At 70.1% G+C, this 21711-nt stretch carries 19 protein-coding genes and 1 pseudogene; 9 read left to right on the top strand and 11 right to left on the bottom strand.

Annotated features, from left to right (window positions below):
- Nucleotides 1-31: 31 nt before the first annotated feature.
- From EV187_RS10680 to EV187_RS10655, 6 genes and pseudogenes are all read right to left on the bottom strand, one after another.
- Complete coding sequence (locus EV187_RS10680; protein ID WP_130353013.1) at nt 32-976, bottom strand: NADP-dependent oxidoreductase; 945 nt, start codon at nt 974-976, stop codon at nt 32-34.
- The gene (locus EV187_RS10675; RefSeq protein WP_130353012.1) at nt 976-2172 is read right to left on the bottom strand and encodes an epoxide hydrolase family protein; all 1197 of its coding nucleotides are present in this window, start codon (nt 2170-2172) and stop codon (nt 976-978) included. Before EV187_RS10675 ends, EV187_RS10680 begins: the two co-directional genes overlap by 1 nt.
- Nucleotides 2173-2468: 296 nt before the next feature.
- Nucleotides 2469-3170, bottom strand: coding sequence for a response regulator (locus tag EV187_RS10670; protein WP_130353011.1), 702 nt, complete (start codon nt 3168-3170; stop codon nt 2469-2471).
- On the bottom strand, nt 3167-5650 hold the full coding sequence (locus EV187_RS10665) for an ATP-binding protein (protein WP_130353010.1): 2484 nt from the start codon (nt 5648-5650) through the stop codon (nt 3167-3169). Before EV187_RS10665 ends, EV187_RS10670 begins: the two co-directional genes overlap by 4 nt.
- A gap of 10 nt (nt 5651-5660) precedes the next feature.
- A pseudogene (locus EV187_RS10660) lies at nt 5661-5861 on the bottom strand (potassium-transporting ATPase subunit C); the annotation flags it as partial.
- A gap of 45 nt (nt 5862-5906) precedes the next feature.
- Nucleotides 5907-7886 carry an APC family permease gene (locus tag EV187_RS10655; RefSeq protein ID WP_130353008.1) on the bottom strand — a complete coding sequence of 660 codons (1980 nt, stop codon included), beginning with the start codon at nt 7884-7886 and terminating at the stop codon, nt 5907-5909.
- A gap of 428 nt (nt 7887-8314) precedes the next feature.
- Here EV187_RS10655 and EV187_RS10650 point away from each other — a divergent pair, with 428 nt between their 5' ends.
- The 6 genes from EV187_RS10650 to EV187_RS10625 all read left to right on the top strand — a co-directional run bounded on the left by EV187_RS10650 (nt 8315) and on the right by EV187_RS10625 (nt 12377).
- Nucleotides 8315-8533, top strand: a complete 219-nt coding sequence (locus tag EV187_RS10650) for a hypothetical protein (RefSeq protein ID WP_130353007.1) — start codon at nt 8315-8317, stop codon at nt 8531-8533.
- 178 nt (nt 8534-8711) lie between these two features.
- On the top strand, nt 8712-9542 hold the full coding sequence (locus EV187_RS10645) for a DUF4397 domain-containing protein (RefSeq protein WP_130353006.1): 831 nt from the start codon (nt 8712-8714) through the stop codon (nt 9540-9542).
- 14 nt (nt 9543-9556) lie between these two features.
- Nucleotides 9557-10228: a class F sortase gene (locus EV187_RS10640; protein ID WP_130353005.1), complete on the top strand. Its 672-nt coding sequence runs from the start codon at nt 9557-9559 to the stop codon at nt 10226-10228.
- Between the two features lie 5 nt (nt 10229-10233).
- Nucleotides 10234-10902: an RNA polymerase sigma factor gene (locus tag EV187_RS10635; protein WP_242609577.1), complete on the top strand. Its 669-nt coding sequence runs from the start codon at nt 10234-10236 to the stop codon at nt 10900-10902.
- Complete coding sequence (locus EV187_RS10630) at nt 10883-11704, top strand: anti-sigma factor (protein ID WP_130353004.1); 822 nt, start codon at nt 10883-10885, stop codon at nt 11702-11704. The genes EV187_RS10635 and EV187_RS10630 overlap by 20 nt, the downstream gene beginning before the upstream one ends.
- Nucleotides 11705-11879: 175 nt before the next feature.
- Nucleotides 11880-12377 (top strand): hypothetical protein, encoded by a 498-nt coding sequence (locus EV187_RS10625; protein WP_130353003.1) that lies wholly within the window; start codon nt 11880-11882, stop codon nt 12375-12377.
- Nucleotides 12378-12437: 60 nt separating this feature from the next.
- On the opposite strand, the gene dinB is transcribed toward EV187_RS10625, so the two are convergent.
- On the bottom strand, nt 12438-13634 hold the full coding sequence (gene dinB, locus EV187_RS10620) for a DNA polymerase IV (protein WP_130353284.1): 1197 nt from the start codon (nt 13632-13634) through the stop codon (nt 12438-12440).
- Nucleotides 13635-13822: 188 nt separating this feature from the next.
- Nucleotides 13823-14260, bottom strand: coding sequence for an alternative ribosome rescue aminoacyl-tRNA hydrolase ArfB (gene arfB / locus EV187_RS10615; RefSeq protein ID WP_130353002.1), 438 nt, complete (start codon nt 14258-14260; stop codon nt 13823-13825).
- Nucleotides 14261-14765: 505 nt separating this feature from the next.
- On the opposite strand from arfB, the gene EV187_RS10610 reads away from it, so the two are divergent.
- Nucleotides 14766-15911 carry a vanadium-dependent haloperoxidase gene (locus EV187_RS10610; RefSeq protein ID WP_130353001.1) on the top strand — a complete coding sequence of 382 codons (1146 nt, stop codon included), beginning with the start codon at nt 14766-14768 and terminating at the stop codon, nt 15909-15911.
- A gap of 30 nt (nt 15912-15941) precedes the next feature.
- Here the strand turns inward: EV187_RS10610 and EV187_RS10605 are convergent, their stop codons facing one another.
- Nucleotides 15942-16604 carry a VanZ family protein gene (locus EV187_RS10605; protein ID WP_242609576.1) on the bottom strand — a complete coding sequence of 221 codons (663 nt, stop codon included), beginning with the start codon at nt 16602-16604 and terminating at the stop codon, nt 15942-15944.
- Nucleotides 16605-16609: 5 nt separating this feature from the next.
- A complete protein-coding gene (locus EV187_RS10600) occupies nt 16610-17266 on the bottom strand; it encodes a M15 family metallopeptidase (RefSeq protein ID WP_130353000.1) in 657 nt (218 codons plus the stop codon).
- A gap of 87 nt (nt 17267-17353) precedes the next feature.
- Here EV187_RS10600 and EV187_RS10595 point away from each other — a divergent pair, with 87 nt between their 5' ends.
- Entirely contained in the window at nt 17354-18040 is a 687-nt protein-coding gene (locus EV187_RS10595) for a response regulator transcription factor (protein ID WP_130352999.1), read from the top strand.
- Nucleotides 18033-19127, top strand: a complete 1095-nt coding sequence (locus EV187_RS10590) for a sensor histidine kinase (protein ID WP_130352998.1) — start codon at nt 18033-18035, stop codon at nt 19125-19127. Before EV187_RS10595 ends, EV187_RS10590 begins: the two co-directional genes overlap by 8 nt.
- 20 nt (nt 19128-19147) lie before the next feature.
- On the opposite strand, the gene EV187_RS10585 is transcribed toward EV187_RS10590, so the two are convergent.
- Nucleotides 19148-21706 (bottom strand): DUF4062 domain-containing protein, encoded by a 2559-nt coding sequence (locus EV187_RS10585; protein ID WP_165391159.1) that lies wholly within the window; start codon nt 21704-21706, stop codon nt 19148-19150.
- Nucleotides 21707-21711 lie beyond the last annotated feature (5 nt).

The following is a 21711-nucleotide window of genomic DNA, read 5'->3' as shown; positions in this document are numbered from 1 at the left end:
GCGCCAGCCGGCGGTGGGTTCGGTCTCTCAGTCAGTCGCCGGCCACGGACAGCACCACCTTGCCCGGCCCGCTGCGCCGGGCGCCGGGCCCGTAGGCCTCTGCGCCACGGGCGAGCGGCAGGATGTCAGAGACGATCGACCGGACGAGCCCGGCGTCGAGCAACCGGCCGATCTCGACCAGCTGCCGGACATCCGGCCGGACGACGAACCAGACCGCCCGGCGCCCGTCGGCTTCGTCGCGGTCGGGTGGACGCGGGACGGCGATCGACACGAGTCGCCCCCCGGGGCGGATCACGTCCCATGATCGCGACCACGTGTCTCCTCCCACCGTGTCCAGGACCAGATCCACCTCCGCCACGGTGTCCTCGAACCGCGTGCCGCGATAGTCGATCACCTCGTCGGCTCCCAGTTCGCTCACGAACGAACGATCGCGCTCGGAACTCGTCGCCACGACGTGGGCGCCCCGCCAGCGGGCGAACTGGACGGCGAACGTCCCGACGCCCCCGGCACCGCCGTGGACGAGCACTCGCTGGTCGGGTTGCAGGTCCGCGTGATCGAAGAGCGCCTGCCACGCCGTCAGGGCGGACAGCGGGACCGCCGCCGCCTCCGGGTGGGTCAGCCTGCTGGGCTTCGGAGCGAGTTCGCCGGTGTCGGCCCGGACGGCGACGTACTCCGCGTCGGCTCCGTCACGATGGACGTCGATGTAGCCGAAGACCTCGTTCCCGACGGCGAAGCCCGTCGCGTCCGAGCCGACCGCCTCGATGACGCCGGCGACTTCGTGCCCCGGGACGATCGGCGGCACGCGGGGCGTGGCGTCGTGGTCGAGCCACGCCCCCGGCCAGTCCAGCTCGCCCGGGCTGACGCCGCTGGCGTGCACTCGGACCAGGACATCCCGTGGTCCGAGGTCGGGCGAAGGGGCCTCGTCGAAGGCGAGTCGTGCCGGCTCACCCGGTGCGTAGGCGCGGAGCGCGAACATCAGCGCAGCGACCTGAACGCAGCACGCACCTCGGCCGTGAAGAGCTCGGGCTCCTCCCAGGCCGCGAAGTGACCACCGCGGTCGACCTCGTTGAAGTACGTGGTGGTCGGGTAGACCGTCTCGACCCAGGTGCGCGGAGATGGGAAGAGCTCGCCCGGGAAGGTCGTGAACGTGACCGGGACCTGCACCGGCGGCGGGGTGTGGCCGTGGGACGCGGCCAGGAACCGGCCGAACTCCCAGTACCACCGGGCGGCCGACGCGCCGGTTCCCGTCATCCAGTACAGGGTGATGTTGTCGAGGATCTGGTCACGGGTGAGGTTGCCGACGGGGTCGCCGTCGACGAACGCGCGGGTGATCTTGAGGTAGCTGTCGGTGTCGTGGTCGAGCATCCAGGCGGCGAGGCCGATCGGCGAGTCGAGCAGCGAGTAGCCGATCGTCTGCGGACGCGTGGACTGCTCGAGGAAGTAGCCGAAGCCGTCCGTGGTGAACGTGTCGAGGGCGGCGTGCGCGGCGCGTTCCGGCTCCGACTCGGCCGGGAGGATGTCCTTGACGCCGATCGCGAGGGCGAGCAGGTTCATGTGGATGCCGATCAGCCCGTCGGGTCCCTGGCGGCCCATCGCGTCGGTGACCGCGGCGCCCACGTCGCCGCCCTGGGCGACGTAGCGCGTGTAGCCGAGGCGGTCCATGAGCTTGGCCCAGGCGCTCGCGATGGGGCCGTTCTCCCAGCCGAGCTCGGTCGGTTCGCCCGAGAAGCCGTAGCCGGGCAGGGACGGCAGCACGACGTGGAACGCGTCCTCGGCGGAGCCGCCGTGCGCGGTCGGGTCGGTCAGTGGGCCGACGGTGTCGAGCAGCTCGATGACCGAACCAGGCCAGCCGTGCGTCATGATCAGCGGCATCGCGTTCTCGTGCGGCGACCTCACGTGGATGAAGTGGATCTCGACCCCGTCGATCTCGGTCGTGAACTGCGGCAGCGCATTCAGCCGTCGTTCGACCCTGCGCCAGTCGTACTCGTCCGACCAGTACCGCGCAAGCGCGTGCAGCGTCGCGAGCTGCACCCCCTGCGAGCGATCCTGGACGAGCTCCCGGCTCGGGAATCGCGTCGCCGCGATCCGCCGGCGCGCGTCGTCGATCTGTTCCTGCGAGAACTCGACCGCGAACGGCCGGATGCTGGTGATGCTGTCGATGATGGTGCTCATGATGCTGTCCTTTCATGACCTGGGTGGTCGGTGACAGCAACGAGCCTGCCCGTCCCCTCGGCTCGTCGCGCCCGTCGTCGCTACTGGCCAGGGGTACTGGTGACCCCCGGGGTGCTTGGTGGAGAAGACACTGACGTGTCACACGCGAGAGCGGTACCGACATGACAGGCGAGATCAGCGCGAGCACCGTCGAGCGGGTGCGAGCGAGCGTTGCGCGGGGTCCTCCCATGACGTCACCGCGGTGCTGCATTGCGTCGGTAGTCCAGCTCGGGCCCTGGCGCGGCACCCTCAGTGAATCAGGGTTCGAACCGGTACCCCATCCCGGGCTCGGTGAGGAAGTGCGTCGGCTCGGATGGGATGGGTTCGAGCTTGCGGCGCAGTTGCGCCACGTAGAGGCGCAGGTAGCCGGCGTCGTTCGCGTGGTACGGCCCCCACACCTCCGAGAGCAGCATCTGGCGCGTGAGGAGCTTGCCGGGGTTCTTGAGGAACTGTTCGAGCAGCCGCCATTCCGTCGGTGTCAGGCGCACGGATGCCGCGGCGCTGCCGTCGGCGTTCGTCGACGTCGCGCGTCGGATCGTCCTGGCCGCGAGGTCGACGACGAGGTCGCCGATCGCGACCGTCGCGGCATCCGACTCGTCGGCCCCCGTGGCACGGGCTCGGGCCCGGATCCGGGCGAGCAGCTCGTCCATGGCGAAGGGCTTCGTGACGTAGTCGTCGGCGCCGGCGTCGAGCGCCTCGACCTTCTCGGCCGAGTCGGTGCGTCCCGACAGCACGAGGATCGGCATTCTGGACCACGCGCGCACCGCCCGGATCACGTCCATGCCGTCGACCTGGGGCATCCCGAGGTCGAGCAGGAGGAGATCGGGATGGGCGCTTGCCGCGAGCTCGATCGCCTCGGCACCGTCGCCCGCGGAGACCACCTCGTACCCGCGCGAGGCGAGCGTGATGCGAAGCGCCCGCTGGAGCTGGGCGTCGTCGTCGGCGACGAGGATCCTCATGGCGCCTCCTCTGCGGTGGGGAGCGTGACGACCATGGTGAGCCCGCCGCCTGGCGTGTCCTCGACGTCGATCGTGCCGTCCATGCCTTCGACGAACCCCTTCGAGAGCGCAAGGCCCAAGCCGAGGCCCGTGTCGTTGTCGGTGTCGCCGAGCCGTTGGAACGGCGTGAACACCCCGTCGCGTCGCTCGGCGGGAATTCCGGGTCCGCGGTCGACGACCCGCAGCTCGGTACGGCCGCGGAACGAGCTTGCGGCGACCCGCACCCGCTCGCCGTCGGGGGAGTGGCGCACCGCGTTCGCGAGCAGGTTCACGATGACGCGCTGCAGGAGCCCCGCGTCGGCGAGCACCGGCCGCAGTTCGTCGGCAAGGTCGAGCTCGACCTCTCCGGGGCCGAACTCGAGCTCGTCGAGCGCCGGGAATACGACGTCGGCCATGTCGGTCGGTGCGAGTGTGACGGCGAGCGCGCCCGCCTGGAGCCGGCTCGCGTCGAGCAGGTTGGTGACGAGCGCGGCGAGGGAATCGAGGCTCTCGGCGGCGGTGTCGAGCAACTCCGTCCTCTGCTCTGGCGGGAGCGAGACCTCGGGCGAGCGCAGCGCGCTGATGGCGGCCGACGCCGACGTGAGCGGGCGGCGCAGGTCGTGTCCAACGGCGGCGAGGAGCGCCGAGCGCACCTTGTCCGTCTCAGCGAGCTCGTCGGCAGCTTCGGCGGCGCTCGCGAGGGTGCCGTGTTCGATCGCGGCGTCCAGCTGGGTGGCGATGACCTGCAGCAGGCGGCGCTCGGATGCTTCCAGGTCGGGTCCGTGCAGCTCGAGCACGCCCCGCGTGCCGATCGGGATGTTCGTCACCCGGTCGTCGCGGGTCGGCTCGCCGTCGGCAACTCGCGGCTCGCCGTCGACGAGGAGGCGAACCCCGGTGAGGCCGAACGCCTCGCGGGTGCGGGTCACCATCGCCTGCAGCGCATCTTCGCCGCGGAGCACGCTTCCTGACATCGTGGCGAGCAGCTGCGATTCGGCGGCGGCACGCCGGGCCTCGCGGGTGCGCCGCGCCGCCTGGTCGACCACGATGCTCACGAGCAGGGCATTGGCGACGTAGAGCACGAGGACGAGCAGCTGCCGGGGCTCGGCGATCGTGAGCGTGTGGAGGGGCTCGATGAAGAGGTAGTTGAGGGTGACGCCCGAGAGCACGGCGGTGAAGAGCGCGGGCCAGAGCCCTCCCACGAGCGCCACGACGATGACGAGCAGCTGGTAGGCGAGCACGTCGCTCGTGATCGAGGACTCGGTATGGAAGATCGTGAGGACCCAACTGAGCAGCGGGCCCACGACGAGCGCGACGACGAAACCCGCGACGAGCCTCGTGCGGCTGAGCGCGCCGCCGAGCCGGGGAAGCGAGAATGCGGAGCCGGCGGCCGCGTGCGTCACGATGTGCACGTCGATGTCGCCCGACTCGCGGATGACGGTCGCGCCGATGCCCGGCGCGGTGAAGGCGGCGGCGAGGCGGGATCGGCGGCTGACGCCGAGCACCAGCTGCGTGGCATCCGACGCCCTCGCGAAGTCGACGAGGGCTCGCGGTACGTCCTCGCCGACGACTTGGTGGAAGGTGCCGCCGAGCTGCTCGACGAGGGCACGCTGTCTGGCCAGGGCCTCAGGGTGACGGGCCCGCAGCCCGTCGGGGGTCGTGACGTGCACGGCGAGCAGCTCGCCGCCGGAGCTGCGGGCGGCGATGCGTGCGCCGCGACGGAGCAGCGTCTCTCCTTCGGGGCCGCCGGTCAGTGCGACGACCACTCGCTCCCTCGCCTCCCACTTGCCCGTGATGCCGTGCTCGGCACGGTAGGCCTTGAGCGCCTTCTCGACCTCGTCGGCGAGCCAGAGCAGCGCGAGCTCGCGGAGCGCGGTGAGGTTGCCGAGCCGGAAGTAGTTCGACAGGGCGGCGTCGATGCGCTCGGCGGGGTAGACGAGTCCGCTCGCGAGTCGATCGCGCAGCGCTTGCGGGGCGAGGTCGATCACCTCGATCTGGTCGGCGGAGCGCAGCACCGAGTCGGGGATCGTCTCGGGTTGGGGCACGCCCGTGATCTGCAGCACGACGTCGCCGAGCGACTCGATGTGCTGGGCGTTCACCGTCGAGAGCACGTCGATGCCCGCGGCGAGCAGGTCCTCGACGTCCTGCCAGCGCTTCGGATGCCGCGAGCCGGGCGCGTTCGTGTGCGCGAGTTCGTCGACGAGGGCGATCTCGGGCTTGCGCGCCAGCACGGCGCCGACGTCCATCTCCTCGAGGGCCATGCCCCGGTGCGTCTCGGAGCGGCGGGGCACGACCTCGAGGTCGCCGATCACCGCGGCGGTGGCCGCCCGGCCATGTGTCTCGACGAAGGCCGCGACGACGTCATGGCCGTCGTTGCGAAGGCGTCGGCCCTCCTCGAGCATGGTGTAGGTCTTGCCGACGCCGGGAGCGGCGCCCAGGAACACCCGAAGCTGCCCCCTCTTCATGCGCCTGCTCCTAGCCGAGTTCCGCGAGGGCGAGATTCAGTTGCAGCACGTTCACGGTGGGTTCGCCCAGGTACCCGAGGTCCCGTGCCTGAATCCTAGACTCCACGAGTTCGCGCAGTTCGGATGCCTCGAGACCCCGCGCCTCCGCAACGCGGCCCACCTGCAGCAGCGCGTACTCGGGACTGATGTGCGGGTCCAGGCCCGAGCCCGATCCCAATGATCACCTCACGCACCATGGATGAGGTGCGTCGGTCAGCTACCCGCCCACGTGGATCACGGGTCGCTCGGCTGGATCCTTCTCCACCTCGCGGATGATCTCACGCACGACCGGAGGAGTGTCACCGCGTCCGAGGAGGATGTAGCGGACCATGTGCAAGAGCGGATTGCCCTCGGACCACTCGAAGTAGGCGTGAGGTTGCACGCCGGTCGCATCGCGCATCGCCATCAGGATCGCAGCGATCGCGTTCGGCGCAGCGGGACTCTCGGCACGAAGCACCCGATGACCGTCGACCTCGACGCCACGAACCTGCAGCACCTCGCGGAACACGGATGGGTCGACGACGTGGATCTCGAGGAATATCACGTCGGCCATACCGGGCACCGGATTGAGGCGGCGCTGATTGAGTTCCTTCTCGGCGTATTCGGCGGCGTCGCCGACGCCGGGTCGATTCGCGATCAGGTTGAGCTGGCCGTCGTACGCGAGCGAGTCCGCAATGAACCGGCGGGCAGTCTCGTCGAACTCGATCCGTTCGGCGCGTATCTCGGTCGTGCGTGACACCCGGGAGATGATCGACACCACGACGATGGCGAGGATGAACATCGCCGAGATCGCAAGACCGTCGGGCCTCTCGATCACGTTGGCCACGAGCGCGTAGCCGAGGATGACGGTCAGCGCGGCGAACCCGACGATCGAGAGCGGCTGGCGACGGCGGACCGCGGAGATCAGCACAGCGACCGAGGCCGACACCATCATCGCCAGGATGCCGGTGGCATACGCACCTGCCTGCGCATCGACATCCGCGTCGAACGCGATCGTGATGATGATGCTGATCGTCGTGTACACCAGCACGACGGGGCGGATCGCGCGGCTCCATTCGGGCGCCATCCCGTATGCCGGGAGGTACCGCGGCACGATGTTGATCAATCCGGCCATCGCCGACGCCCCGGCGAACCAGAGGATCAGGATGCTGCTGATGTCGTAAACGGTTCCGAACGCGTCCCCGAAGAACCCATGAGCAAGGTACGCGAGCGCTCGGCCGTTCGCCTCCCCGCCCGGCTCGATCGCCTCCGGCGGGATCAGCAACGTCGTGACGAAGCTGCTCGAGATCAGGTACACGCTCATGATCAGCGCTGCCGTAGTGAGGAGCTTCTTGGTGTTCCGGATCCGTGATGCAAGCCGTTCCTGCGGGGTCTCACCTGTCGCGCTGACGAGGGGCATCAGGCTGACACCGGTCTCGAAGCCCGAGAGCCCGAGCACGAGCAGGGGGAATGCGAGCAGGGCCGGGAGCAGGACGCCGGAGAAGCCCCCGCCGCTCGAGGTCAGCACCGCCCACCAGTCGTCGACCACCACCGGGTCGGCGGCCAGATCGATCAGGCCCGTGATGATGACGATCGCGTTGAGCCCGAGGAAGACCGCCACGAGGGGAATGGCGACATTCACCGCCTCCGTGAATCCGAGCAGGAACACGCCGCCCAGTATGAGCAGCAACACGATCGTGATCGTGACCGCCTGCCCGTCCAGCGCCTCGGGCGCGAGGGGATTCTCGATGAGGTGCACCGACGCATCCGCGGATGACAGCGTGATGGTGATGATCCACGACGTCGCGACGAAGCCGAGCAGCGCGAGGACGAAGATCTTTCCCCGCCAGAACGGGAGCAACCGCTCGAGCATCGCGATCGAGCCCTGTCCATGGGGACTCTCCTCGGCAACCCGCCGATACATCGGCAACACGCCGAGCAGGGTCAGCGCGACGATCAACAGCGTGGCGATCGGCGAGACCGCGCCGGCGGCGAGGACGGCGATCGAGGGAAGGTACGACAGTGTGGAGAAGTAGTCGACGCCCGTCAGGGACATCACCTTCCACCAGGAATGCTGCGGGACCGTCGACTCCCCGATCTCCGGGCCGGCGGGCGGCACCTTGTGCTGGAAGAGCCATTGCGAGAGCGGCGTCCTCGGGCGGCCCACGGCCGGGCCGGGCACGGTGGCCGGGAACTCGAACTCGGTCCAATCGCGCATCTGCAAGCTCCTCCTGCAATACCTCGGCGGACCGACGTCATCGCACCTGCGATGCAACACCCGAGCACATGTTGCGGAGCCCATCCTCACGGATCCCTAACGCCCACCCGCCCGATCCTCACGGCGCCCTCACGCTCAATCAAATGCGGGGATGAAGCGCGACACGGCCAGCTCGTCGTGTTTGCGAGCCCGCTGCAAGATCCGCGAACCCGCGTCGCAGACCACATGCGCGGGCGGACCCAGCCGTGACCGAATCGGTCGGCACGAAGTTCCCATGAGGTCCTGCGCCGGCCGAGTCCTGTTGTCGTTCGGGAATCACATGCGCGGATTTCCGGATCGCAGCTGCGGCAGGTGCATCCGAAACCGGGCTTCCGGTGGAAGTACAGGTATCGGGTGAATACGCACCCGCCGATTGAAGGAGAAGTTCAATGAAGCGCATTCTCGCCACCGGATTCATCGCCGCTCTCGCCACGTTCGGCGTCGCCGGCACCGCCCACGCTGCGCCCGCCGACGCTGCCTGCTTCGGCCAGGTGCACAAGACCATCAACACCGAAGGGGCCCTCGGTTTCACGAATGTCGGCGACGTCGTCAAGGCGATCGGCGGCGCGGGCAAGAACGAGACCGCCAGGGGGATCTGCGGCGACTGACACACCCTGACGGGTCAGTGCTCCCGTCGGCGGCTCGGAACCTCGCGTCCGGGCCGCCGACTCGAGTCCGAGCGTTGCGCAAGAAGTTCCATGCAGGTGCATCCAATTCCGACCGGGCGGCGGAAGTAGGTGGTGAAGGCAACTCGCGCCCCACCACGGGGCAGACTTGGAGGGAACCATGAAGAAGATCCTCGCCGCCGCAATCGGCGCCGGAACGCTCGTCGCCCTCGGCGCCGTCGGGCCGGCCAACGCGGCTGAAGGCCCCGCTCAGCTCTCCGTCCTACACGGCGTGCCGGGCCTCACCGTCGACGTGTACGTCGACGACGCACTCACGCTCGACGACTTCGAGCCCGGGGACCTCGCGGGCCCGCTGGAGCTCCCAGCCGGCGCGTACTCGGTCGCCATCACGGCGTCGGATGCCGCGGACGCCTCGTCGCCTGCGATCGGACCGGTGGACCTCTCGCTCGAAGCGGGGAAGAACTACACCACTGTGGCCCACCTCACGGAATCGGGTGATCCGACGGCCACGCTGTTCACGAACGACATCGCGCAGACCGCAGCGGGTGAGGGCAGGCTGACCGTCCGGCACGTCGCCGCCGCGCCCGCAGTCGACGTGCTCGCGGGTGGTGCCCCGGTGATCACGAACCTGACCAATCCGAACGAGCAGGTCCTCAACCTGCCGGCCGGCGTCGTGTCCGCGTCGGTCGCCGCGGCCGGCACCACGGAGCCCCTCATCGGGCCCGCCGACGTCGACGTCGCCGAAGGCGCGAGCACGATCGTGTACGCGTGGGGCAGCCTCGAGGACGACAACCTCGACCTCGCCGTGCAGACGATCACCGGCCTGCACTCCACCCCCAACGGTGTCCCCGCTGGTGTGGCCGGCCTCGCGGCGACCAACGCTCCCGGGTCCGACGGCGGGACGTGGGTCGCCATCGGCGGCGCCGTGCTCGCGGGTCTCGCACTGGCCTTCACGGCGCTGCGTCGCCCGGCGGCGGAGAGCCGGCGCTGAAGGGGGATGAGCTGGTGAAGGCCGCGACCAAGGTGGTGGGAACCCTGATCGCGGCCTTCGCCATGCTCGTCGCGCTGTCCGCGTGCGGTGTTCCTGACGGGCGGGCCGCCGACATCGCATCACCGGCGGAGGAAACCGGAACCCGGTCGATGCACCAGGCGCCGACCGCGACGCCTCCGGCCGTGCCACGCAGATCGGCCGCACTCGAGGACAACCGTGCTCTGACGGCGCCCCCGCCGAGTCGAATCGAGATCCCAGACCTCGGCATCGATGTGCGCGTGCAGCCCGTCGGGCTGGATGCCCAAGGTCGGATGGGCCTTTTCGACGATCCGTCCATCGCCGCGTGGTATCAGTGGGGGTCGGCCCCGGCGAGTGCGACCGGATCGACCGTGATCGCGGCGCACGTCGACTCACTCGAATACGACCTGCTTCCTTTCGCTCGGCTCAAGGACGCGATCGCTGCCATGCCGGTGTTCGTCACGGACGCCGCAGGTACCGTGCATGCGTACGCCGTGGAGCGCCTCGAGATCACGGGCAAGGCCGACGTGGACTGGCCGGCGGCCTTCGACCGCTCCGGGCCACCTCGACTCACCCTCGTCACGTGCGGCGGGGAGTTCGATGACGAGAACCGTCGCTACTTGAGCAATCTCGTGCTCACCGCAACCCCCACAGGCGGAAGTGAGTGATCGATATGCTGGTCGAAGCGCCTCGGGAGCAGGTTGCGAACCCGTTGCAGGATTCTGCTTCGGAAGATCGCGTGCGACGATCGCGAAGGGGTGAGCGTCAGCTGAGCAATTCGATGGCTTCGGAATCCGTCGACGACCAGGCGCTCGGCACGAACTTCGCGGCCGGCGACGAGTGGGCGCTGCGCGAAGCGTACGCACGCTGGTCGCCGCTCGTCTTCCGGCTCGCGATGCGTTCTCTCGGCGATCGGACCGATGCGGAGGACGTCACGCAACAGGTCTACATCTCGGCGTGGCGCACGCGCGAGGGCTTCGATCCGTCGCGCTCCGCGCTCAGTGCCTGGATCGTCGGGATCACGCGGCATCGCATCGCCGACGCGCACGAAGCCCGCTCCCGCGTGCGGCGAATCGAGCAGGCGCTCGTCGCCGAGGCGTCCGTTCGGCCAGCTGGTGAGGGCGATGAGATCGTCCAACGCGTCATGGTGGCCGAGGAGCTCGAGCGGCTCGAGCCAGTCCCGCGTCGGGTCATGCAGCTGGCGTTCTATGAGCAGCTGAGCCACTCGGAGATCGCCGAAACCCTCGGGCTTCCCGTGGGTACTGTGAAGAGTCACGTGCGACGCAGTCTCAGCAGGCTCAGGACGCGATGGGAGGTGGGCGATGAACCATATCGAACCTGACGACCTCGCGACGCTCGCGCTCGATGGAGTCACGCCGGAGGGTGTCACTCGATCCCACCTCGACGAGTGCGCTGCATGCCGCGCGGAGTACGGCGCGCTCGTTCGCACGGTCGAGCTCGGTCGCCACGACCCCGTCGAAGATCTCGAATCGCCGCCTTCATCCGTGTGGACGGCCATCCACAGCGAACTCGGTCTCGCTCCCGGTCTCGCCGATGATCCGTTGGCGTCGCGGTCGACGGAAGCCGAACCGCTCGACGGGGAGCACGAGCCCCACCGGCGCCAGGCCGTCGTCACGCGGATGCCCGACACCTCGGCCCGTGCACGCGACGTCTCTGCATCGGAGGCCGCTGCATCGCGGCGCCACTGGTGGCCCATCGCGGCTGCGGCCGCGGCCGTGGGCATCGTGGCCGGCATCGCGCTGGGTGTCGCGCTCTCCGGTCTCGGCGTCGGACAGGCGGGGCGGCAGACGATCGTCGCGAGCGCATCCCTGGATGCGTTCCCGGGCTGGTCGACGTCAGGCACGGCCCTCGTCGAGGAGGATGATGACGGGGTCCGCTCGATCGTCGTCACCCTCGACGCCGACGTCCCGTCGGACGACGTGCGCGAGGTCTGGCTCATCCGTTCGGATGCTTCAGGGCTCGTCAGCCTCGGGCTGCTCGAGGGCTCGGAAGGCCGCTTCGCCGTGCCGGCCGGCATCGACCTCGACGAGTACACGCTCGTCGACGTGTCCGCGGAGCCCGTGGACGGAGACCCAGCGCATTCGGGTGACTCCATCGTGCGTGGCGAGCTCCGCGAGGCGTGACGCCGCATGCCCGTCGTCGCGTCCCCGAGCCGCGAACGGGCTGAAGCCGACCACTCGTTCGAGCGGCCGGCCACAATGGCGTCGAAATCGGTCGAGGGTTCCAGTTGCGACTCGAGCTGCTCCATCGTGCGCGCCTGCCGCCGACGTGAGGCTGCACGCTCGATACGCTGGCCGGATGACCGCCGAGCTCGAACTGGACCTGCGTCGAAAGTACGTGAACCTCGGCGTCGGCGAACTGGTCGCCACGCTCGTCTTCACGCTCATCGCCGCCGCGGTCGTCGCGCCCCGCCTCGAGCATCGGTCGGATGCCGCGGCGCTGTGGTCGGCCCTGATTCCGTTGCTCGTGATACTCGTGCAGGCGGGCGTCTACTGGCTCGCGGCCCGCGGATGGGTGGAACGCCGGCCGATGCCGCCGGGATTCGCCGCCACGTACCGGGCGTTCCGCGTGATCGACGTGGTACTGCTCGTGGCCGGGCTCGTCGGGCTGGTCATCTGGTGGCCCTCGTCCATCGCCGCAGCGCTCGGACTGTCGGCGGTCTGGCTGTTCGGCGTACTCGAGTACGTGAACTACTTCGTCGTGCGCCTCTCGTATCCGATCGGGCGCTGGTTCACGACGGTGGGCCAGTGGCGCACGCCCCGGCTCATCCAGGACCTGAGAAGCGCCGCACGGTGACGGCCAGGCGGAGCGAGGCGGGCGCGCACCCGGAACGGCCGCCGGCATCGTTCATCGTGTTCACTCGTGTTCGGGCAGTAGCGGCGGCGACCAGCCCGGATCGCGACCGAGGTGCGCAGCTCGGGCGACCGACGCGGCACCGAAGCGATCGCGCACCGCGTCGAGCACCGTGTCGAGGCGCACCCCGTCGTCCCAGTCGATCGGCAGCTCCGGCGGGAGGCTGTCGGCACGCGCCAACTGCGACAGCGAGACGCCGATCAGGGTGATGCCGCGCTCCGCGATCTCGGGCTGCGCGCCGGCGAGCAGCCCTCGAGCGACGATCAGCAGCACGGCGGTCCGGTCGGACGCGGAGCGGAGGGTGCGCGATCGGGTGGCCTTCCCGAAGTCGCCGTAGCGAAGACGCAGCACGACCGTGCGGCACACGCGGTCCCCATCGCGGAGACGGCGGGCGAGCCGATCGACGAGCTGGGTGAGGATGAGGTCCAGTTCGTCGGCCGTGCGAGAGCGGCTGCCGAGCGCACGCTGGGAGCCGATGGAGCCGCGGCGGTGCGTGGTGTCGACCGGGCGCGGGTCGCGCAGCCGGGCGAGCGCGTGCAGATGTGCGCCGGTCGCCTTGCCCAGCAGTCGCTCGGCGGTCGCGGCTTCGAGCTCGGCCAACTGCCCGACCGTGCGGATGCCGAGCCGATGCAGCTTCTCGGCGGTCACGGCACCGACTCCCCACAGCCGTTCCACCGGGAGCGGGAGCAGGAACTCCTGCTCCCGCTCGGGTTCTACCACCAGCAGCCCGTCGGGCTTGCTGACCGCGCTCGCGACCTTCGCGAGGAACTTGGTCCGCGCGACCCCGACCGAGATGGCCAGCCCGACCTCCGCCCGAACCCGCTCACGCAACCGCACCGCGATCTGCTCGGGCGTGCCAGCGATGCGTCGGAGACCCCCGACTTCGAGGAACGCCTCGTCGATGGAGAGCCCCTCCACGAGCGGCGTCGTATCGCGGAAGATCGCGAACACGGCTCGACTGGCCTCCGAATACGCGTCCATGCGTGGTGGTACCACCACGGCATCGGGGCACAGCTCGCGCGCCTGCCGGCCGCCCATCGCGGTGCGCACCCCACGTGCCTTCGCCTCGTAACTCGCCGCCAGCACGACACCGCCGCCGACGATGACGGGACGGCCGCGCAGCTCGGGCGCGTCACGCTGCTCGACAGAGGCGTAGAACGCGTCGAGATCCGCGTGCAACACCGTCGCCTCGCCCCGCATCCCGTCCTCCCGCCGATCGTCCCTCCTGCGGATCGTCGCACGCACCGGGGACACGGGATGCTCCGTGCCTGGCGCCCGGACCAGCGGGCGCATGCATGCGCTCGATTCCCGCCGCGCGAGAGGATCCCGAGGGGCGGAGCCCGCTCAGGTCGATCGCGTCCTTCCGTCCCGGAGTGCCACCTTGGTGGTCAGTCACCCGGTGGGCGACGCAGTCGCTTGACGTCGGTGCGCCGCTTCTTGGCTTCCAGGCGCCGTTCCTTGGCACCGCGACTGGGACTCGTCGCTCGTCGCGACGGGGACGGCGGCCGCAGCGCGTCGGCAACGACGGCGGCGAGCCGAGCGCGCGCAGCATCCCTGTTGCGCAATTGCGAGCGGTGCTCGGACGCGGTGATCGTCACTACCCCGTCGACGACGCGACTGCGCAGACGCTCGAGGAGTCGTTCCCGCTGGAGCGGAGTGAGGACGGCCGAGCCTGCCACATCCCACACGAGTTCCGCCCGGGAGTCGGCGGTGTTCACGCCTTGCCCGCCGGGGCCGGATGACCGCGAGAACCGCCACGACAGCTCGGACTCGGGGATCGTGAGGCCTGAGTCGACCCGAAGACCGGGGCGGTGGGCAGTGGGCATGGATCCATCATCCTCCGCCGGGCATGCGTGGGGGAGGAGGACCAGTCGATGGATGCCGCCGCCGCGCGGGTCGAGGATTCGTCCCCGAGTACGCTGCCCGAACCGCTTGGATTGCGCCGCGGCGTGCACTCGGGCGAGCGCGACATCCGCCCGAACGCGACGCGCTCGAGAAATCGATGGAATTTTCAGCCGTTCTGTGCTATAGACAAGCTCGCGCTTTAGTGGGACAGTCGGAGGTACCCGGGGCTTCGCCTCGGATCGCGACACGTGGGGGGACATCATGACCCGTCGTCGATCCTTCAGCCTGGTGGCCGCAGCGCTCGTCGCATCGGTCGCTCTCGGTGCATACGGCGCATCGGCCGGACCGCTCGTCGCATCGGCCGCACCGCCCGTTGCAGCCGACGCCACTGAGGTCACCCATTGGAACCAAGTCGCGGTATCGACGCTCGTCGCCGTTCCGGGACCGGACGGCGGTGCGCCGCCAGCGTTCCAGATCAACATGGGCATGACCCAGGGCGCCGTGTACGACGCGGTGAATGCGATCGGGCCGAAACAGCATCAGCCCTATCTCCTCCAGAAGCGTGTCGGGGCGACGGCCTCGACGGACGCCGCCGTGGCGACTGCCGCCTACGAGGTGCTCTCGAATCTGGTTTCGACCGCACCGGAGCGAGCGCCGTTCCCCGGCCGCGCGGCACTCCTGCAGACGCTGTCCACCGTATACGCCGCCTCGCTCGCGGCGATCACCGATGGCCCCTCGAAGCAGCAGGGCATCGCCGCAGGGCACGCAGCGGCCGTCGCCATGCTCGAGGCGAGGGCGGACGACGGACGGTTCGGTCCGTCCCAGTGGGTGCCCGACACTCGGCCCGGACACTGGTGGCCGCTCCTCAATGCGGCTGGCCAGCAGATCCTCGACCCGACTCCGTGGGTGGGCGGCGTCGAGCCGTTCCTCATCCAGAGCTCCTCGCAGTTCCGCACCACGCCACCGCTGGCACTCGACAGCGCCGCGTATGCGGAGGAGTTCAACGACGTGAAGGATATCGGCAGGGCCACGGGGTCCACCCGGACCGATCACCAGACGTACGTCGCCAAGTGGTGGCAGAGCGCGCCCATCCTGAGCTGGAACGAAGTGGCTCGGCAGCTCATCGTTCGGAACGACCTCAACGCCGCCGACAGCGCGAGGCTCCTAGCGCTCCAGAACCTGAGTGGGGCGGATGCCGCGATCAACTGCTGGAACGACAAGTACTACTACGACTTCTGGCGGCCCTGGAACGCGATACCTCGGGCGGGTGAGGACGACAATCCCGCGACGGATGCCGAGACGGGCTGGACCGCGCTGATCACGGCGCCGTATCCCGACCACCCGTCGGGGCACAACTGCCTCGATGGCGCACACGTCACGATCCTGCGCATGTACTTCGGCGACGCGATCGACGGTGGCTTCCAGATCACGAGCGCTTCCGCACTCCTCGGCCCCGCTGAGCCGAAGGTGCGCACGTTCGACACGTTCTCGCAGCCCCTCGCCGAGCTCATCGACGCTCGCATCTGGGCGGGCCTGCACTATCGCCATGCCGACGTCGAGGGCCAGCTGCTCGGCGTGAACGTGGCGGACTACGGCGCCGCGAACCACCTCCAGGCGGTGGGCCGCCACTGACCCATCCGCAACCGCAGGCCGACGGAACGTTCACCGTCCCGGTGTTCCGGTGTCCGGTACGGCCACGGAGTGCATCGAGGAAACGGGCAATTCACGCGGCGGCCCGTAGCGGAGCTGAGACGCGACGAGGATGCCGCACGCGAGCACGGCGAGCACTGTCCCGATCGAGCAGATCCGCCCCATGACGGCTGCCGTCCTCGCCTGGAGCCTGCGGCGCGCCAGGGCGAGCACCCCGATCCCGACCAGGCTCCCGGCGGCGTTGACGATGAGGTGGGTGACGTCGGAGCTCCCGATGGCGAGGACGTACTGGGTGGCTTCGAGGGACAGGCTCGCCCCGGCGACCGTGCCCGCGACCCTCCACCACGGCCACGACGGCGCGAGGAGCCCGAGGTAGACGCCGAACGGGACGAACAGGAGGAGATTCGCGACGACCTCGGACGGTGCGCTGGCACCATCCCCTCCGCTCGGGACGAACGGGACGAGCTTGATCACGCGCTGCACACCGCCGATCCACGGGACGTCGAGCTTCCACAGCACGATCCAGGCGAGCAGGACGAGGTAGACCGCGAAGACCGCGATGAGGGCGGGCATCGGGTTCCGCACGCCGGCGAGCGGGGTCTCCCGGGTAGCCGGCTGGGGGGTCGGCATGAGGGCGCCCCCGGTGGCTGGTCGGGGCTCGGGGGCGTGGGACATGCTGGTCACCGGTGCATCCGCGGATCGTGCGTGGGGTCGGCGTACCTGGCCGGGCAGCCGTCGTCGACGGCTTCGGGGCGCAGCTCGTAATGCCACGGCTCGTTGTCGTAGACCTGGCACAGCCCGTACCCGGCGCCGTGCTCGGACAGCCACGTCGTGGCATCCCACTGCCCGACGTCGATCGCGTGCCCCTGCACGTGAGGGGAGGTGTCCGCGGTGGCCACCCATCGGGCCGCCTCGGTTGTCGAGCCGTACTGCGCGACGGCTTCGCGCAGCAGCTGATCCTGGTACTCGGGGGAACGCCAGCCGCTGTTGACCTGGAACACGACCCCGTCGACGGCCGCGTCGGTCGCCGCCCGTTGGAGTGCATCGAGCAGGTCGGGGTCGAGGTTCGCCACGGCCGGCACGTCGTCGAAGACCGTCACGCCGTCGGGGACGTCGCCGTCCGCCCCGAGATCATGACCATGGTCGCTGCCGGGACCATCGGCTGCGTCGAGGCGTGGCGCATCCGGTACCGCCGGAGGAGACGAGGCAGACGACTGCTGCCCGCCGAGGACTGCGCCGATCCCGGCGACGACCACTGCCACCGCGGTCGCCACCGCGACGGTGACGACCGATCGGGTGCGGTGGGCTGCCGTCGGTGCTGATTCGCTGGAGGACATGCCTCCAGCCAACGCCGCCGCGTGTTGCGGGCGCGTCAGCGAATCTCGATATCCCGACCATATGCGGCGGCTCGTAGCATGGCGAGTGTGCGAGTGCTGATCGTCGAGGACGAGCCATACCTGGCCGACGCCATCCGCGACGGCCTGCGCCTGGAAGCGATCGCCGCCGACATCGCGAGGACGGGCGACGCCGCCCTGGAGTTGCTGAGCATCAATGCCTACGACATCGCCGTGCTCGACCGCGACATCCCCGGGCCGTCGGGCGACGAGATCGCCGAGCGCATCGTCGCCTCCGGCAGCGGCATGCCGATCATCATGCTCACGGCCGCCGACCGGCTCGACGACAAGGCGACCGGGTTCGAGATCGGCGCCGACGACTACCTCACCAAGCCGTTCGAGCTGCGAGAACTGGTGCTCAGGCTCCGGGCACTCGACCGCAGGCGCGCCCACAACCGGCCACCCGTGCGTGAACTCGCCGGGCTGCGCGTGGACCCGTTCCGCCGTGAGGTCTACCGGAATGGCCGCTACGTCGCGCTCACTCGCAAGCAGTTCGCCGTGCTCGAGGTCCTCGTCGCCGCAGAGGGCGGTGTCATCAGCGCCGAAGAGCTCCTCGAGCGGGCGTGGGACGAGAACGCCGACCCGTTCACCAATGCCGTGCGCATCACCGTCTCGGCGCTGCGCAAGCGGCTCGGCGAGCCCTGGCTCATCGCCACCGTCGCCGGCGTGGGCTACCGCATCGACACGGGACCGGACGCAGGAGGCCGGCATGGATAGGGAGCCCGGGCTGAGCGTCCGCCTCAAGCTCGCCCTCAGTTACGCCGGCTTCCTCATCCTCGCAGTCGTCCTGCTGCTCGCGGTCGTCTGGGCGTTCCTCCTTCGCTACGTTCCCGCCGACGCGATCAACACCATCGAAGGCTTCGTACCCGGACGCGACGACCTCGTGCGCGCCTTCGCCCCGGCGGCGGTCTGGGCGGTGCTCTTCCTACTGGTGTTCGGGCTGCTGGGAGGGTGGATCCTCGCCGGCCGCATGCTCGCCCCACTGATTCGGATCACGACAGCCACACGCAAGATCGCGAACGGTTCGCTCTCCCACCGAATCCGGCTGCCGGGTCGCCGCGACGAGTTCCGCGAGCTCGCCGACGCCTTCGACGCCATGCTCGACCAGCTCGAGGCCCATGTCGCCGAGCAGCGGCGATTCGCGGCCAACGCCTCGCACGAGCTGCGGACTCCGCTGGCGACCACCCAGGCGCTGCTCGACGTCGCCCGCAACGACCCCGACCGGGACGTCGGGGTGCTCCTCGAACGCCTGCGCGCCGTCAACACCCGGGCGATCGACCTGACGGAAGCACTGCTCGTGCTCAGCCGAGCCGACCAGCGGTCCTTCACTCGCGAACGCGTCGACCTGTCGCTCCTGGCGGAGGAGGCCACCGAGACGCTCCTTCACCTCGCGGAGAAGCGCGGCGTCACCCTCACGACCTCCGTCGAGGTCACCCCGGCGATCGGGTCACCGGCGCTGCTGCTGCAGATGACCACGAACCTCGTGCACAACGCGATCATCCACAATCTCCCCGAAGCCGGCACGGTGTGGGTCAGCACCGCGGCCCGCCGCGGGTCGGTCACGCTCATCGTCGAGAACACGGGGGAGCAGCTCGCACCGGGACTGGTCCCGACCCTCACCGAGCCGTTCCAGCGCGGCACCGAGCGCGTGCACGGCGACCATGCGGGTGTCGGCCTCGGCCTGGCGATCGTCACGAGCATCACCCGAGCACACGACGGAACCCTCACCCTCAGTCCCCGAGCCGCCGGGGGACTCCGTGTCGAGGTGGACCTCCCCGCCGCTCCATCGCGAACCGACACGTGACGTCGGCATCGGTCACGGGTTCACGTGTCGTGCTGCCGACCGTGCTCGGGTGGTTCGTCGGCGAGTGCATAGGCCGCTGCCGCTGCCGTCCCGAGGTCCGCTCCGGCCGACACCCACGAGGCGAACTGCGGATCGCCGGCGTGCGACTCCGCCAGGCGGCGCGCGGTCTGGTCGAAGTGGGGGAGCGGCGGGCTGTTGTAGACGCCGCTGATCCCGCGTGCGGTGCGCGCGGCACCCAGCAACGTCGCCGCCCGCTCGATGTCGCGTCGTTGGGCCGCGATCGCGCACAGCGCCTCGAGGCCGTGCGCGATCCCCTCCACGTACGAGAGACGCACGGACCGTCTGAGGCTGTCGCGCAAGTGCGGCTCCGCGGTCGTCAGGTCTCCGGCGAGCACCTCGGCGACGCCGACGAAGTGCTCGCTCATCGCTCGGCTGAACTCGTCGCGGCCCGCGGTGGCGATCTCGTCTCCCAGGAGGAATCGTCGGTGCGCTTCGTCGACATCGCCCACGGCGAGCCCCATCAGCCCGTGGATGACGTGGGCGAGGCTCTCGCCCAGCCCGTTGCGGCGCTCGTCGAAGAGCTCGAACGCCCGCGCGATCTCCTGTTCCGCCGCGGGCATGTCGCCCACGCTCGGATCGGCGAGCGCCAGTGCGAGCGAGTTCCGTGCGAACGCCTCGCCGAGCACGTCGCCGGCGGCTGCGAATCCCTCGGCGCTGGCCCGCAGCTCCCGCACCGCGTCGGTGCGATCGGCATCGCCGAAGGTGATGGAGCCGCTGAAGTACAGCGCCGCGGCACGCGGCCTCCCCTCGAGCGAGCGGGTCGCGAGCAGCTCCCGCATCCAGGCGCGTACCTCGCCCTGGCGCCCGGTCGCCCACCAGTAGGGGAAGAGGCGCCTGGCGACGACGGTGAGCTCCTCCGCGCGGCCCTGGTCGAGCAGGGTCCGCGCCGCCGCCCGCAGGTTCTCGTTGTCGGCTCGGAGCCGCCAGAGCGTGTCGACGCCGTCGGGCCCGTACAGCCGCGGACCCTCCCGGCGCGCGACGGTGATGTAGTGCGCCGCGTGGAGGTCGGCGAGGGCGGTTGCGCGGCCCTGCGCGGCCGCTCGCTCCGCCGAGGCCGTCTGCACCGTGGTGAGCATCGTGAACCGGCTCGACCTGCCCGATGCCTCGTGCACCACGAGGCTCGCGTCGACGAGCCGGGCGAGCGGTTCGAGCGCATCGTGTCCGACGACGGCGGATGCCGCATCGAGGTCGAATCCGCCTGAGAACACGCCGAGCGCGTCGAAGACCGTGCGCGCCTCCTCGTCGAGGAGGTCGATGCTCCACTCGATGGTGCGAGCCAGGGTCCGTTGTCGTTCCGGACGGTCGGGACCGGCGGCCGGCAGCACGTCGAGGCCGCGTCCGAGCCGTTCCCAGAGCTCCGCGGGCGTCAACAGACGGGTGCGGGCTGCCGCGAGCTCGATCGCGAGCGGCAGCCCGTCGAGTGCGCGGCAGACCGCCCGGATGTGCGCCAGGTCGCTGCCGTCGAGCTCACCGCCGCCGACGGCGGCCGCGCGGTCCAGGAAGAGCTGCTCGGCCGGACCGACGGTCGCGGCATCCGCGTCGTCGCCGCGGACCGCGAGAGGCCGGACCTCGAAGCGGTGCTCCCCGGCGACCCCGAGCGCCACGCGGCTGGTCGCGAGCACGACGGCGCCGGGCGCCGCGGCGAGGAGCCGGACGAGCTGCGGGGCGGCGTCGAGCAGGTGCTCGACGTTGTCGATGACGAGGAGCCTCGGTCGCTCGCCGATCGCCGAGGCGACGCGGTGCTCGAGCCGTCCGTCGCCGACGTCGATGACGCCGAGTGCGGCCGCGATCGCGGAGATCACGAGGGACGGGTCGTGCAGCGGCGTCAGGTCGACGAAGTGCACGCCAGCCGGGAAGGCATCAGCGGCGGCCGCGGCGGCCGCGACCGCCAGCCGGGTCTTGCCGACCCCACCGGGGCCGATCAGGGTGACGAGGCGATCACGGCGCTCCTGCAGGAGCGAACGAACGGCCTCGACCTCGTGCTGCCGCCCGACGAACGAGTCGAGCGGTGCGGGGAGGAGGCCGGCCTCGTGGGTCGCGTCCGCGGCGCGCGCCCGATCGAACCGCTCGCCGATCATCAGGGCGAGATCGCGGGCCACGAGCTCGCCGAGCTCCTCCGGGTCGCGGAAGGTCGCATAGGCGACGTCGTCGTACTCCCGGATGCGGTCGATCAGGGCCTCGAGCCGCGCCTCCCGCGGTCCGTGAACGGAGGTGAGGTAGACCAGTCGCGGCATACCCTCGGCGAGCCGGTACTCGTCCTCGAGGCCCGAGAGCTCCTCGCCGGGTGCGATCCAGCCGTAGCTGGCCCCGTAGATGCCGACGAAGATGTCGCTCTGCGCGAGATACGCGCGGTAGAGCTCACGCGGCGGATGCGGGCGCGAACCCGTCTCGAACATGACGGGAGTGAGCATGAGGCGTTCGATGGCCGCCCGAGTCGCCGCGCGTTCCGCCTCGAGTTCCCGAAGCGTCGAGCTGACGAAGACGCGAAGTCGCTGGTCGGGAGTCCGGATCGTCGTCATATCCA

The organism is Agromyces ramosus (assembly GCF_004216665.1).
Classification (GTDB): Bacteria; Actinomycetota; Actinomycetes; order Actinomycetales; family Microbacteriaceae; genus Agromyces; species Agromyces ramosus.
The sequence above is the reverse complement of the archived record's forward strand: the minus strand, read 5'-3'. Positions and strand labels throughout refer to the sequence as shown.